The sequence below is a fragment of the Pseudomonas sp. Ors-4-3C genome (assembly GCF_055755035.1).
This window is the reverse complement of the sequence record NZ_CM146900.1, coordinates 5648853-5662500: the sequence shown is the minus strand read 5'-3', so window position 1 is coordinate 5662500 and position 13648 is coordinate 5648853. Positions and strand designations below refer to the sequence as shown.

14 protein-coding genes are annotated in these 13648 nt (G+C 59.7%); 11 read left to right on the top strand and 3 right to left on the bottom strand.

Annotated elements, in window-relative coordinates; all coding sequences use genetic code 11:
* Positions 1-444 precede the first annotated feature (444 nt).
* Positions 445-1665, bottom strand: a complete 1221-nt coding sequence (locus ACVHNU_RS25715) for a CaiB/BaiF CoA transferase family protein (RefSeq protein WP_003220421.1) — start codon at positions 1663-1665, stop codon at positions 445-447.
* A 13-nt stretch (positions 1666-1678) separates the two neighbouring features.
* On the bottom strand, positions 1679-2860 hold the full coding sequence (locus tag ACVHNU_RS25710) for an acyl-CoA dehydrogenase (RefSeq protein WP_473018541.1): 1182 nt from the start codon (positions 2858-2860) through the stop codon (positions 1679-1681).
* A gap of 157 nt (positions 2861-3017) precedes the next feature.
* Between ACVHNU_RS25710 and ACVHNU_RS25705 the strand changes: the two genes are divergently transcribed.
* From ACVHNU_RS25705 to ACVHNU_RS25655, 11 genes are all read left to right on the top strand, one after another.
* Complete coding sequence (locus tag ACVHNU_RS25705) at positions 3018-3917, top strand: LysR family transcriptional regulator (RefSeq protein WP_473018540.1); 900 nt, start codon at positions 3018-3020, stop codon at positions 3915-3917.
* A gap of 434 nt (positions 3918-4351) precedes the next feature.
* Positions 4352-5473, top strand: a complete 1122-nt coding sequence (locus tag ACVHNU_RS25700) for a Re/Si-specific NAD(P)(+) transhydrogenase subunit alpha (RefSeq protein ID WP_473018539.1) — start codon at positions 4352-4354, stop codon at positions 5471-5473.
* A 15-nt stretch (positions 5474-5488) separates the two neighbouring features.
* Entirely contained in the window at positions 5489-5809 is a 321-nt protein-coding gene (locus ACVHNU_RS25695; protein ID WP_003220416.1) for an NAD(P) transhydrogenase subunit alpha part 2, read from the top strand.
* Positions 5809-7242, top strand: coding sequence for an NAD(P)(+) transhydrogenase (Re/Si-specific) subunit beta (locus ACVHNU_RS25690; protein ID WP_338800470.1), 1434 nt, complete (start codon positions 5809-5811; stop codon positions 7240-7242). The genes ACVHNU_RS25695 and ACVHNU_RS25690 overlap by 1 nt, the downstream gene beginning before the upstream one ends.
* Positions 7243-7456: 214 nt before the next feature.
* Positions 7457-8950 (top strand): acetyl-CoA hydrolase/transferase family protein, encoded by a 1494-nt coding sequence (locus tag ACVHNU_RS25685; RefSeq protein WP_253150176.1) that lies wholly within the window; start codon positions 7457-7459, stop codon positions 8948-8950.
* A gap of 321 nt (positions 8951-9271) precedes the next feature.
* Positions 9272-9487: a DUF1127 domain-containing protein gene (locus ACVHNU_RS25680; RefSeq protein ID WP_003220409.1), complete on the top strand. Its 216-nt coding sequence runs from the start codon at positions 9272-9274 to the stop codon at positions 9485-9487.
* A 255-nt stretch (positions 9488-9742) separates the two neighbouring features.
* On the top strand, positions 9743-9952 hold the full coding sequence (locus ACVHNU_RS25675) for a DUF1127 domain-containing protein (RefSeq protein WP_473018538.1): 210 nt from the start codon (positions 9743-9745) through the stop codon (positions 9950-9952).
* Between the two features lie 134 nt (positions 9953-10086).
* Positions 10087-10404, top strand: coding sequence for a DUF2388 domain-containing protein (locus ACVHNU_RS25670; protein ID WP_003220405.1), 318 nt, complete (start codon positions 10087-10089; stop codon positions 10402-10404).
* A gap of 108 nt (positions 10405-10512) precedes the next feature.
* Positions 10513-10818, top strand: a complete 306-nt coding sequence (locus tag ACVHNU_RS25665; protein WP_003220403.1) for a DUF2388 domain-containing protein — start codon at positions 10513-10515, stop codon at positions 10816-10818.
* Between the two features lie 43 nt (positions 10819-10861).
* Positions 10862-11182, top strand: a complete 321-nt coding sequence (locus tag ACVHNU_RS25660; RefSeq protein WP_003220401.1) for a DUF2388 domain-containing protein — start codon at positions 10862-10864, stop codon at positions 11180-11182.
* Complete coding sequence (locus ACVHNU_RS25655; protein WP_473018537.1) at positions 11179-13140, top strand: DUF7844 domain-containing protein; 1962 nt, start codon at positions 11179-11181, stop codon at positions 13138-13140. Before ACVHNU_RS25660 ends, ACVHNU_RS25655 begins: the two co-directional genes overlap by 4 nt.
* A gap of 48 nt (positions 13141-13188) precedes the next feature.
* Here ACVHNU_RS25655 and ACVHNU_RS25650 read toward each other — a convergent pair whose 3' ends face one another.
* A complete protein-coding gene (locus ACVHNU_RS25650) occupies positions 13189-13629 on the bottom strand; it encodes an anti-virulence regulator CigR family protein (RefSeq protein ID WP_003220396.1) in 441 nt (146 codons plus the stop codon).
* Positions 13630-13648: the final 19 nt, after the last annotated feature.

The window sequence follows — 13648 nt, the reverse complement described above, 5'->3', positions numbered from 1 at the left end:
TCTACAGCAGCCTCATTTGCTGTCAAGTGATTATTTTCAGAAGTTTTCGAAGATTTCTTCAACAACTTCAACCACTTGCGCTTCCGATCTCTCGTTAGCGGGAGGCGAATTCTACAGCGTTACACGCTGCTGTCAACACCTCTTTTTCTCCGCTTTCGACCGAGAAGATCGAACCGTCAAAAGAGCCAAACATCACCGCTCTTTCAACTCCTTCCAGGCTTCGATGAACTGAAGCAACCCGCTATCGAAAACTGCGTAACTCATTGAATCTCAAGGAGTTTTCCGTTTCGACTGCGCCGGAAGTGGGGCGAATTATAGACCTCCAGAATCTGCCGTCAACCGTTAATTTCAGTTTTCTTTCAACAACTTACGGATCGGTTAAAAAACATACAAACATCTCTATATATAAGAAGGAAAACCACTCCTTCTATATAGAAGGAACGCTCAAAGCACTCCATCCGCCCTGAGCGCATCCACTGTGCCTGCGCCCAGACCCAGCACCCGCTGCAAAACCTCCAGCGTATGCTCGCCCAACAACGGAGGCGCGCGACGGTACTCGACAGGCGTCTGCGACAACCGGATCGGACTCGCCACCTGCGGAACCATCCCCGCCAGCGCATGCGGGAGTTCTATAGCCAGCCCACGCGCCTTCACCTGCGGATCCTCAAACACTTGGGACAGATCATTGATCGGACCACACGGCACACCCGCTTGCTCCAACTGAGCCACCCATTCGGCGGTGGTCTTGAACACCGTCGCCTGACGGATCAGCGGAATCAACACCGCACGGTTAGCCACCCGCAGCTTGTTAGTCGCGAATCGCGGATCGTCCGCCCACTGCGGCTGGCCCGCCACCTCGGCAAACTTGCGGAACTGGCCGTCATTGCCAACGGTAAGAATGAAATCACCGTCGGCCGTCGGGAAGTCCTGATAAGGCACGATGTTCGGGTGTGCATTACCCAGACGTTTTGGCGCATTGCCGGTAGTCAGGTAGTTCATTGCCTGGTTCGCCAGGCATGCGACCTGTACATCCAGCAAAGCCATATCGATGTGTTGCCCGCCACCGTCGTGATCACGATGCGCCAGCGCCGCCAGTATCGCCACGGTCGAATACAGCCCCGTAAGAATGTCCGTCAGCGCCACTCCCACCTTCACCGGCCCGGCGCCTTCATCACCTTCAGGGCGACCGGTCAGGCTCATCAGCCCGCCCAGCCCCTGAATCATGAAGTCATAGCCCGCACGCTTGGCATACGGCCCGGTTTGACCGAAGCCTGTGATCGAGCAATAGATCAGGTCCGGATTGATCGCCTTCAGCGACTCATAGTCCAGCCCATAGGCGGCCAACCCACCGACCTTGAAGTTCTCGATCAGAATGTCCGACTTCGCCGCCAGCTCCCGTACCAGGTTCTGCCCTTCAGGCCGAGTGAAGTCGATCGTCACCGATTGCTTGTTGCGGTTGGCCGACAGGTAATAGGCCGCCTCGCTGGTGTTCTCCCCATAAGCGTCTTTAAGGAAGGGCGGCCCCCAGGCACGCGTGTCATCGCCATTGCCCGGGCGCTCGACCTTGATCACCTCGGCGCCAAGGTCGGCGAGAATCTGCCCGGCCCACGGCCCGGCCAGCACACGCGATAAATCCAGTACCCGCAGATGCGACAGCGCGCCCATGGTCGCTCTCCTGTTAATAGAACGCCTGCAGACCGGTTTGCGCGCGACCGAGGATCAGCGCGTGAACGTCGTGGGTACCCTCATAGGTATTCACCACTTCCAGGTTGACCAGGTGACGGGCCACGCCGAACTCATCGGAGATGCCGTTACCGCCCAACATGTCACGGGCCATGCGGGCGATATCCAGCGACTTGCCACAGGAGTTGCGCTTCATGATCGAGGTGATTTCGACCGCAGCCGTGCCCTCATCCTTCATGCGCCCCAGACGCAGACAGCCTTGCAGGGCCAGAGTGATTTCGGTCTGCATGTCGGCCAGCTTCTTCTGGATCAGTTGAGTGGCAGCCAGTGGGCGCCCGAACTGCTGACGATCGAGGGTGTACTGACGAGCGGTGTGCCAGCAGAACTCGGCAGCGCCCAAGGCACCCCAGGAAATACCATAGCGTGCGGAATTGAGGCAGGTGAACGGGCCTTTCAGACCGCGCACGTCCGGGAAGATGTTCTCTTCCGGCACAAATACGTTGTCCATGACGATTTCGCCGGTGATCGATGCGCGCAGACCGACCTTGCCGTGGATCGCCGGAGCGCTCAGGCCCTTCCAGCCTTTCTCCAGTACGAAGCCACGGATGTCGCCGGCATCGTCCTTGGCCCAGACCACGAACACATCGGCGATCGGGCTGTTGGTGATCCACATCTTGGCGCCGGTCAGGCTGTAGCCGCCGTCGACCTTGCGCGCACGGGTGATCATTGCGCCCGGGTCGGAACCGTGGTTTGGCTCAGTCAGACCGAAGCAGCCGATCCATTCGCCAGACGCCAGTTTCGGCAGGTATTTCTGTTTCTGTGCTTCTGTACCGAATTCGTTGATCGGCACCATCACCAGCGAGGACTGCACACTCATCATCGAACGGTAGCCGGAGTCGACGCGCTCTACTTCACGGGCGATCAGACCGTAGCTGACATAGTTCAAGCCGCTACCGCCGTACTGCTCGGGAATGGTCGCCCCCAATAGGCCGACTTCGCCCATTTCGCGGAAGATTGCCGGGTCGGTTTTCTCATGGCGGAAAGCTTCAAGCACGCGGGGCGCCAGGCTCTGCTGAGCGAATTGGGTGGCGGTATCGCGGATCATGCGCTCCTCTTCGGTGAGCTGTTGATCCAGCAGCAGGGGATCGATCCAGTTGAAGCTAGCTTTACCGCCCATGAGTGCGTCCTCGCAAATCGGTGAATTAACGTGGCATTGATCCTAGGCCCGGTTCGCCAGCGCAGCAAACGAGGATTTCGCATCCTGTTGTGCTAATTTCTCACTCCGAAACGTCGTTGAATGCCTTTTATGCGGTGCATTAGTGAGGTTGCAGTACATGCGCAGAAAGATTCCCAGTACCACGGCCCTGATCAGTTTCGAAGCCGCCGCCCGGCACGAAAGCTTTACCAAGGCAGCCGAAGAACTTTCCCTCACCCAGGGCGCCATTTGCCGACAGATCGCCAGCCTTGAGGAGTTCCTCAGTGTGGAACTGTTCCGACGCTCGCGACGCGGAGTGAAGTTGACGGAAGCAGGCCTTTCCTACAGTCGTCGGGTGGCCATGCAACTCGACGCCGTCGAGCGCGACACACTTTCGGTGATGGGCCAGCAGGGCACAAATGTGATCGAACTGGCGGTGGTGCCCACCTTCGGCACGCAATGGCTGCTGCCACGGCTCAAGGACTTCCAGCTCAAACACCCGGAAGTAACGGTCAACCTGACCAACCGCACCCGCCCGTTCCTGTTTGCCGACACTGAGTTCGATGCGGCGATCTACTTTGGCGACGCCGATTGGTCGGGTACCGAATCCCACAGGCTGATGGGCGAAAATCCGATGCCGGTGTGCAGCCCCGCTCTCCTCGGCAGCAAGAAACATCTGACACCCAACGAGATTGCCGAGCTGCCTCTGTTGCAGCAAACCACCCGTCCCTACGCCTGGCGGCAGTGGTTCAACTCCCTGAACCTGAACATCCCACGCGACATGACAGGCCCGCGCTACGAGCTATTCTCCATGCTGGCCCAAGCGGCCATGCACGACATGGGCATCGCGCTGATTCCACCGTTCCTGATTCAGCGCGAGCTGGCCGAGAAACGCTTGGTGATCGCCAACCCGAGTGCGCTCTCCAGCATCAAGGCGTATTACCTGATGATTCCGGAGCGAAAGGTCGAATCGGCGTCACTCAAGGCTTTTCGCGATTGGCTGGTCAACCAGGCAAACAGCTACAGCCTAGAAGGATAAGGCCTTACAGCGATTACTAACCCGGTAGTCAGGAAAATCAAAGCCCTACAGATATAAGTATTTGTCGCAAAATCGCAGACTGTATCCGAAAGTCGTACAGACGTCCCACAAGCGCCTGCGGACGTGGCTTTGAGCCTCTATTCACGACTCATTACGGCCTATTCACGCCGCCGATGAGAAATTTTTTCAAATTCAGCCAGAATCCTTACAAGGCACGGCCTGCAAGGGATTCAGCTGGCCATCTGCGACATTCGGTCACGGGATGACTTGTAGTTAATTTTCCGTCACCCGTCATAATCCCTTGAAGGGCATAAAGTTCGCCTGCAAAATGCCGCGCCCCGCCCTGATTTGGCGGGATCGTGCTGATCGGCCGCCCCAGTCGCACCATCCGCAGTGCCTGGGTTTACTCAATAAGATCACGCAGGAGATTTGACGTGCACATTGGTGTTCCTCTCGAAACCCAGACCGGTGAAACACGGGTTGCTGCAACCCCGGAAACCATTAAAAAGCTGATCAGCCAAGGTCATAAGGTCACTGTGCAAACCGGCGCCGGCGTCAAAGCCAGCGTTGTCGACAGTGCCTATGAAGCGGCGGGCGCAACCATTGGCAGTGCCAACGATGCGTTCGCTGCCGAGCTGATTCTCAAAGTGATCGCCCCCAGCGACGCCGAACTGGCGCTGATCAAGCGCGGCACGGTGCTGGTGGGCATGCTCAACCCCTTCAATAACGACACCATCGCCAAAATGGCCGAGTGCGGGATTACTGCGTTCGCCCTAGAGGCGGCGCCGCGTACCTCTCGGGCGCAGAGTCTCGATGTGCTGTCGTCGCAGGCGAACATTGCCGGCTACAAGGCTGTGTTGCTGGCCGCGCACTACTATCCGCGCTTCATGCCGATGCTGATGACCGCTGCGGGCACCGTGAAAGCGGCGCGCGTGCTGATTCTCGGCGCGGGCGTGGCCGGGTTGCAGGCGATTGCCACGGCGAAACGTCTGGGTGCGGTGATCGAAGCGTCTGACGTGCGTCCGGCAGTGAAGGAACAGATCGAATCCCTCGGTGCGAAGTTCGTCGATGTGCCTTACGAGACTGACGAAGAACGTGAATGCGCGGTCGGTGTCGGCGGTTACGCCCGCCCGATGCCGGCGAGCTGGATGCAACGTCAGGCCCAGGCTGTGCACGAACGCGCCAAGCAGGCCGACATCGTCATCACCACCGCACTGATCCCGGGCCGCAAGGCACCCGTATTGCTGAGCGCGGAAACCGTGGCGCAGATGAAGCCAGGCTCGGTGGTCATCGACCTCGCAGCAGCTCAGGGCGGCAACTGCCCGCTGACCGTGGCTGATCAGGTCGTGGTGGAGAACGGCGTGACCATCGTCGGCCCGACCAACCTGGCGGGTGAAGTCGCTGCAGACGCCTCGGCGCTGTACGCACGCAATCTGCTGGACTTCCTCAAGCTGGTGTTCACCAAAGAAGGCCAGTTCGACGTCAACCTCGAAGACGACATCGTCGCCGCGTGCCTGATGTGCCGCGACGGCCAAGTCATCCGCAAAAACGCCTAAGCAGGGATTCAGACGATGGAAGAGCTTATCTCCCCCGGTATCTACAACCTGATCATCTTCGTGCTGGCGATTTATGTCGGTTACCACGTGGTCTGGAACGTTACACCTGCGCTGCACACGCCGTTGATGGCAGTGACCAACGCCATTTCGGCGATCGTGATCGTCGGCGCCATGCTGGCCGCCGCGCTCACCGTCACGCCGCTGGGCAAGACCATGGGCACCCTCGCCGTAGCGCTGGCTGCGGTCAATGTGTTCGGTGGCTTCCTGGTCACCCGCCGCATGCTTGAGATGTTCAAGAAGAAAGCCCCGAAAGCAAAAGAAGAGGCGCCGAAGTAATGAGCATGAATCTCGTCACGACGCTCTACCTGATCGCGTCGATCTGTTTCATCCAGGCCCTCAAAGGCCTGTCGCACCCGACCACCTCGCGGCGCGGCAATCTGTTCGGCATGCTCGGCATGGCGCTGGCCATCCTCACCACCATCGGCCTCATCTATAAGCTCGGTGCTGAGCTGGCAACTGCCGGCATCGGTTACGTGATCGTCGGCCTGCTGACCGGCGGCACTGCCGGTTCGATCATGGCCAAGCGCGTTGAAATGACCAAGATGCCGGAACTGGTCGCGTTCATGCACAGCATGATCGGTCTGGCGGCGGTGTTCATCGCCATTGCCGCCGTCGTCGAGCCGCAATCGCTGGGCATCGTCAAGCAACTGGGCGACTCGATTCCGGCGGGCAACCGCCTGGAGCTGTTCCTCGGCGCGGCGATTGGTGCAATCACCTTCTCCGGTTCGGTGATCGCTTTCGGCAAGCTCTCGGGCAAGTACAAGTTCCGCCTGTTCCAAGGTGCGCCGGTACAGTTTGCCGGTCAGCACAAGCTGAACGCGGTACTCGGTCTGGCGACACTGGTGCTCGGCGTGACCTTCATGCTCACCGGCAACCTCGCAGCGTTCGCGCTGATGCTGGCCCTGGCGTTCGTGATGGGCGTGCTGATCATCATCCCGATCGGCGGCGCCGACATGCCGGTGGTGGTGTCGATGCTCAACAGCTATTCGGGCTGGGCGGCAGCGGGCATTGGCTTCTCGCTGAACAACTCGATGCTGATCATTGCCGGTTCGCTGGTGGGTTCGAGCGGCGCGATCCTCTCGTACATCATGTGCAAGGCGATGAACCGTTCTTTCTTTAATGTACTGCTCGGCGGTTTCGGCAACACGGCTGATGCTGGCCCGGCCGGTGCGAAAGAAGCCCGTCCGGTGAAATCCGGTTCGGCCGACGACGCAACGTTCCTGCTGACCAACGCCGACACCGTGATCATCGTCCCGGGTTACGGCCTGGCGGTGGCCCGCGCGCAGCATGCCTTGAAAGAGCTGACCGAGAAGCTGACCCATCGCGGCGTGACCGTGAAGTATGCAATCCACCCGGTGGCCGGCCGTATGCCGGGACACATGAACGTCCTGCTCGCCGAGGCCGAAGTGCCTTACGACCAGGTGTTCGAGATGGAAGACATCAACTCCGAGTTCGGCCAGGCCGACGTGGTGCTGGTGCTTGGTGCCAACGACGTGGTCAACCCGGCTGCCAAGAACGATCCGAAATCGCCGATTGCCGGCATGCCGATTCTCGAAGCGTTCAAGGCCAAGACCATCATCGTCAACAAGCGCTCGATGGCCAGCGGCTATGCCGGTCTGGACAACGAACTGTTCTACCTGGACAAGACCATGATGGTCTTCGGCGACGCGAAGAAAGTCATCGAAGACATGGTCAAAGCGGTCGAGTAATCCTCCGTGGCGGCACCCAACGCCCCGACTTGTCGGGGCGTTTTTGTTTGCGCAAAACGTCGGACAATTTGCCACGTTGTTGCAGATCCAGTAACGGTGTTTTACTTCAAACCCGCTAAATAGACGCCTCGTTTGCGACCTTGGTAGCGGGACAGGCGCCCGTGAAATTCACTAGACTGCGCATCCTGCTACTCGCTTCCCGAGAAAATAATCCATGTACCGTGACCGTATTCGCCTGCCTTCGTTGTTGGATAAAGTGATGAGCGCCGCCGACGCCGCCGCGCTGATTGAAGACGGCATGACCGTCGGCATGAGCGGCTTCACCCGCGCTGGCGAAGCCAAAGCCGTCCCTCACGCACTGGCCGAGCGAGCCAAGGTCACGCCGCTGAAGATCAGCCTGATGACCGGCGCCAGCCTGGGCAACGACCTCGACAAGCAACTGACCGAGGCCGGCGTGCTGTCGCGCCGCATGCCGTTCCAGGTCGACAGTACCTTGCGCAAGGCCATCAACGCCGGTGAAGTGATGTTCATCGACCAGCACCTGTCGGAAACCGTCGAGCAACTGCGCAACCAGCAACTGAAGCTGCCGGACATCGCAGTGATCGAAGCCGTGGCCATCACCGAGCAAGGCCACATCGTGCCGACCACCTCGGTGGGCAACTCGGCGAGCTTCGCGATTTTCGCCAAGCAGGTGATTGTCGAGATCAACCTGGCGCACAACGCCAACCTCGAAGGCCTGCATGACATCTATATCCCCACCTATCGCCCGACGCGCACGCCGATCCCGCTGGTGAAAGTCGACGATCGCATCGGCAGCACCGCGATCCCGATCCCGCCGGAGAAAATTGTCGCCATCGTCATCACCCAGCAGGCGGACTCGCCGTCCACGGTGTCGACACCGGATGTCGACACCAACGCCATCGCCGAGCACCTGATCACCTTCTTCAAGCAGGAAGTCGACGCCGGGCGCATGACCAACAAGCTCGGCCCGTTGCAGGCCGGGATCGGCAACATCGCCAACGCGGTGATGTGCGGCCTGATCGACTCGCCGTTCGAAGACCTGACCATGTACTCCGAAGTGCTGCAGGACTCGACCTTCGACCTGATCGACGCCGGCAAGCTGAGCTTCGCCTCGGGCAGCTCGATCACTTTGTCGGAGCGGCGCAACAGCGACGTGTTCGGCAACCTGGAGAAGTACAAGGACAAACTGGTGCTGCGTCCGCAGGAGATCTCCAACCACCCGGAAGTGGTGCGCCGCCTGGGCATCATCGGCATCAACACTGCGCTGGAGTTCGACATCTACGGCAACGTCAACTCCACCCACGTCTGCGGCACGCGGATGATGAACGGTATCGGCGGTTCGGGGGACTTTGCGCGCAACGCGCACCTGGCGGTGTTCGTGACCAAATCGATCGCCAAGGGCGGCGCGATTTCCAGCGTGGTGCCGATGGTCAGCCACGTTGACCACACGGAGCATGACGTCGACATTCTGGTGACCGAAGTCGGTCTGGCTGACCTGCGCGGCCTGGCCCCACGCGAACGCGCCCGGGTGATCATCGACAACTGTGTGCACCCGGACTATCGCCAGGCGCTGAACGACTACTTCACCGCAGCGTGCGCCATCGGTGGCCACACCCCGCACATTCTGCGTGACGCCTTGAGCTGGCACATGAACCTGGAAGAAACCGGGCACATGCTGGCGGTGTAATTCACACAGTCAAACCGCCGATGCAAACACAGTTTGTGTCGGCGGTTTTTTTCATCAGCTTCTTCTGTAAAAAACTGTACTACTGTACCGGTGTTTTCCTACAGCTTTTTCCTACTTTCTCCCCCGAATCGAGCAAAAATGCACCAGTTAAGTGCAGACAGGTACAGTTTGCTCAATTTTGACCCGTACACCCCCTATAAACAGTTAACTGGTCACTCACAATACAGTTGAACTGTATCTAGAGAGACTAGGCAAACGAGAGGATCATGGGCACCAGTCAAACCACTACCTGATCCCGCCACAAGCGGAAGGATGTCAACCATGGAACGTACACTCAGTTCCGAACTGTTCTTCGAAGACAAAGCTGCAAAAACCCAGGCTTCCCTGCCTCTGCGCGTTATCGCCAACCTGATGTTGTGGCAGCGCCGCATCTCCAGCCGCCACCAACTGGCTCGTCTGGATTCGCGTCTGCTGGCTGACGCCGGTATCAGCGAAGCACAACGCTACGAAGAGCTGAGCAAGCCGTTCTGGCGCTAAGTAGCGTCGCTGGCTCTGGTCGTTAGACCCACCGCCAGCAACCCGAATCGAACAAACAAGACCCGTCGCGGGAAACCGCGACGGGTCTTGTCGTTTCAGGGTTCGAAAACGCCCGTACAGCTTGGTTTTGGAAGTACAAGTACAGTTTCTAGCAATCAATATCTGAACCAGTACAATTTTCCATTGGTGTATCTGCCGACCAAACTGCATCGGGCGCAGCATGTCCTTAACCTGTCTCGGCTTAAGGGAAACGCCATGAAAGACTTACAGGATGTTTCGGCAATTTCGGCTCAACCTCTCATTCACTCGCACCCGCTGCGGCGCCTTTTTCGAAGCCTGTTGCAAGGACTGGAGCGCGCCAGGACGCGGCGCTTGCTGGCTCAACTGGATAACCGCGATCTGGCGGATCTGGGCTTAAGCCACGCCGATCGACTGAATGAACTGGAGAAACCCTTCTGGCGCTAGCATTTTGCCCACTGTGCGAACCCGGCGCGCAGGCCTAATATCGCCGCCAGAACGTGGCGAATCTTCTGTAACCCGCGTCTGACTCATCAGACACAAGCCACCTCTCTATACGGTTTACTTTCAGGAGATCCACCATGTCCCGTCTTCGCCTGCTCAGCGCTGCCGCCTTGCTGGCCGTGGCTGCCAATGCCAGCGCATCCAGCTTCATCGTGACCACCGACGCAGTGGTTGGCGCATTGAAGTCCTCTTCCGACGCCACCTCCGATGCCACCTCGTCCCTGCGCGACAACAAGGTTGTAATCGCCGCTCGGGACGACGCTGCCAGCTTCGTCGCCAGCGAAGGCCAGATCCGCGGCGTGAAACTGGAAAGCGCTCTGGACCTTATTCGCCATCAGGCACCGCAATTGAACGCGACTGATGCTCAGCTGGCGCAAGCCATCCTGGCAATCTGATCCTGCATTGCTTGAAGGGACACGCCAGTCGTGTCCCGATGTTTCGCCGCTGGCTCTGGCCCGGGCGTTTGCGCTAGCCTTGGGGCTCGTTAACAGTTATCGAGCCCCATGCGTTTACTCAAACTGCTTTTCCCTTCTGTCCTGATCAGCGCCTGCTGGGCGACGTCGGTCGATGCCTTTGATGTCTCCACGCAAAACACCGTGGTCAGCCTTTGGGCGACCGGCATGGTGTCTTCCGCGCCGTTCGACCGTAAACTGATCATCGCTGCTCACGATGATGCGGCTGCGTTTGTTGCCAGTGACGGTGAATTGCGAGGCGCGCAGCTCGAATCCGCACTGCATTACCTACGCAAGAGCCGACCAAAACTTCATGCTGGCGACCTTGAACTGGCGCAGGCAATTCTCGTCCAATAGCTATCCTGATCCCTCGTTAACATTGCCCCTCCGGAGTCGTTCCATGCGTAGCCCGCTGATTGCTGCCGCCCTTGGCCTGTTGTTGTTGGCCGATGTGGCCCAGGCGCACACCCTGGTAGCCACCAGTAACATCATCGTTCGCGCCTCCCAGCGCACCGTTGATTTCACCTCAGACACCACCACCTCGATTCGCGACTCGAAAATCATCCGTGAAGCCCACGACGATGCCGCCAGCTTCGTCGCCAGCAATGGCGACATTCGTGGCGCCAACCTCGAAGCGGCCTTCAATACCTTGCGCAGCCGCGTGCCGGAAGCCCGCGACGCTAGCGACCAGGTATTGGCCGAAGCCATTCTCGCCCTGTGAAGTCACTCAGCGCCTGGCTGCTGGCCAGCGCGTTGTTGCTCCTGGGCAACAGCGCCCACGCCAGCCTGCAATTGCGGCTCAAGACCGACGGTCTGAGCCCTGCCGAACAACAGGCCAGCCAGGCGCTGCTCGATGAAGCGATGCAGAAATTGCCGCCGCGCTTCATCGAGCAACTGGACCGGCGCATCGATGTCGGCTGGACCGACGAAATGCCCGACAACGCCTATGGCGAAGCGGCGCTGGTCTCCGAACTCGATCTGAACCGCAAACTGCTCGCCGGCCTCACCGACGGTAGCGCGGCCAAAGAGAAAACCAACCGCCCCCACGGCACCGTGCGCCAGGAACTGCTGGCAACCGTGCTCCACGAACTCACCCACATTTATGACCGCGCCCGCCTGTGGCCCGCCGCCGAACGCACGCTGATCCAGCGCTGCACTCGGCGCAGCAACAGCGCGGGCCTGATCGGCATTCCCGATGAATGTCGCGGCCAGAACGGTCGCCGCTTCACCCTCAGCGATGACCCACGCCTGCTCGACCTCGCCGGCTGGCAGCAATACGTCGGGCGCCGTGGCGAGCGCGAACAGCACAACCGGCAGATCGCCCGCAGCCCGGACCTTTACGAGATCTCCAGCCCCAAGGAGTTCGTCGCGGTCAACATGGAGTATTTCCTCCTCGACCCGAGCTACGCCTGTCGACGTCCGGCGCTCTATCGCTACTACCAGGAACGCTTTGGCTGGACCCCGCCCGCCAAGGACACCTGCAGCAAGACCTTTGCGTTTCTCAACGCCGGTAACGACTTTGCCAAACAGCCGCTGGGCCAGGTCGATCCGGAACGGGTTTACGCCGTCGACTACCTGCTGGCGGAGGCCAACCAGAACTGGGTCAGCCGCTGGGGTCACAGCATGTTGCGCCTGGTGATCTGTGCACCCGGCCGACCACGGGGTCCGGATTGCCGGCTCGATCTGGATCAACATCTGGTGCTGTCCTACCGCGCTTTCGTCGGTGATGTGCAGCTGTCGAGCTGGGATGGACTGGTCGGCAAGTACCCGTCGCGGCTGTTCGTACTGCCACTGGCGCAAGTGATCGACGAGTACACCAAAACCGAAATGCGCAGTCTCGCTTCGGTGCCGCTGAACCTGTCGCGTACCGAGATTGAAGAGGTGGTCGAACACGCCGCCGAGATGCATTGGAGCTACGACGGCAACTACTTCTTCCTGTCCAACAACTGCGCCGTGGAAAGCCTGAAACTGCTGCGCAGCGGCAGCAACAACAAGCAACTCGTCGGTCTGGACAGCATCATGCCCAACGGTTTGCTCGAAGTGCTCAAAGGCCGTGGCCTGGCCGACATCAGCGTGCTGGACGATCCGAAAGAGGCCTTGCGGCTGGGCTACCGATTCGACTCGTTCCGTGATCGCTATCAGGCGATGTTCGATGTGTTGAAGAAGCAGTTGCCGATCAAACAGACCAGTGTCGAAGAGTGGCTCTCACTTTCCGCCGAAGAACGTCGTCAGTGGTTCGAGCGTGCAGACCTGCGCACCAGTGCCGCATTGTTGCTGCTGGAACAGGCGAGTTACCGCCGCCAGTTATTGCTGGCCCAGGATGAGGTCAAGCAGCGCTACCTCGGCGCTCGGGAGCTGGAAAACGGTGGCATGGACAAAGCCAACGCGACCTTGCAGGAGATTCTTGCCAACAGCGGCTTCCTCAGCCGTCCGGCGGAGTTGCTCGACTCCCATGGCTACGGCCTGCCGCAGCCAAGCGAATTCGGTCGTCTGGAAGCTGAAAGCAGCCAGCGCCAGAAACAACTGCTGGCGCTGAGCGGCGACCTGGACAAAGAAGTACGGGCACTGCTGGAGCCCAAGCGCGCTGCGGAAATTGCGGCCTGCGAGGCCAACGTGAAGCAGGTTGGCGAGCATTTGCGCAAATTGCACAAGGCATCCGGCGGACTTGAGCTGCCCTGAAAAAAAAGATCGCAGCCATAGGGCTGCGATCTTTTTAGGGTCTGTCGATCAGTTCAAAACACCGTCCAGAATTTCGTAGACGATCCCGGTACCTACCGCGATCAGCACAATGTCACCCCCGGCGCGGCGCCACTCATAACCCGGATACACCGGCAGACGGCTCAGCGCCCGCCCGTCCAGCCGCTCGCCGTAGTAACCGTGCGGCAACGGCCGGCCGCGCTCCAGACGAATGCCCGGCGGTGGCGGTGCACCGCGCACGAAGTAGCCGTGGTTGTCGCGAATGGTCTGGCGCACTGGACCAAAATCGCGTGGCGGACCGCCACGGTGGTCGTTTTGCGGGCCACGGTGATCGTCACCGTGGTTCTCGTAATGGCCCGGTTGCGGGCCGCCGTGGTCATGATCATCGCGTGGATCGGCGCTGGCCAGCAGCGGGGTCGCGCTGATCATCAGCACACCCAGTCCGGCAATCAGACGTTTCGGCATTTTCATCGGGTCTTTCCTCACTGCA

Excerpts from the sequence above, each read along its gene's own strand:
- ACVHNU_RS25715 (WP_003220421.1), bottom strand. The coding sequence starts at position 1,665 with ATGGGCGCGCTGTCGCATCTGCGGGTACTGGATTTATCGCGTGTGCTG.
- ACVHNU_RS25710 (WP_473018541.1), bottom strand. The coding sequence starts at position 2,860 with ATGGGCGGTAAAGCTAGCTTCAACTGGATCGATCCCCTGCTGCTGGAT.
- ACVHNU_RS25705 (WP_473018540.1), top strand. The coding sequence starts at position 3,018 with ATGCGCAGAAAGATTCCCAGTACCACGGCCCTGATCAGTTTCGAAGCC.
- ACVHNU_RS25695 (WP_003220416.1), top strand. The coding sequence starts at position 5,489 with ATGGAAGAGCTTATCTCCCCCGGTATCTACAACCTGATCATCTTCGTG.
- ACVHNU_RS25690 (WP_338800470.1), top strand. The coding sequence starts at position 5,809 with ATGAGCATGAATCTCGTCACGACGCTCTACCTGATCGCGTCGATCTGT.
- ACVHNU_RS25685 (WP_253150176.1), top strand. The coding sequence starts at position 7,457 with ATGTACCGTGACCGTATTCGCCTGCCTTCGTTGTTGGATAAAGTGATG.
- ACVHNU_RS25680 (WP_003220409.1), top strand. The coding sequence starts at position 9,272 with ATGGAACGTACACTCAGTTCCGAACTGTTCTTCGAAGACAAAGCTGCA.
- ACVHNU_RS25675 (WP_473018538.1), top strand. The coding sequence starts at position 9,743 with ATGAAAGACTTACAGGATGTTTCGGCAATTTCGGCTCAACCTCTCATT.
- ACVHNU_RS25670 (WP_003220405.1), top strand. The coding sequence starts at position 10,087 with ATGTCCCGTCTTCGCCTGCTCAGCGCTGCCGCCTTGCTGGCCGTGGCT.
- ACVHNU_RS25665 (WP_003220403.1), top strand. The coding sequence starts at position 10,513 with ATGCGTTTACTCAAACTGCTTTTCCCTTCTGTCCTGATCAGCGCCTGC.
- ACVHNU_RS25660 (WP_003220401.1), top strand. The coding sequence starts at position 10,862 with ATGCGTAGCCCGCTGATTGCTGCCGCCCTTGGCCTGTTGTTGTTGGCC.
- ACVHNU_RS25650 (WP_003220396.1), bottom strand. The coding sequence starts at position 13,629 with ATGAAAATGCCGAAACGTCTGATTGCCGGACTGGGTGTGCTGATGATC.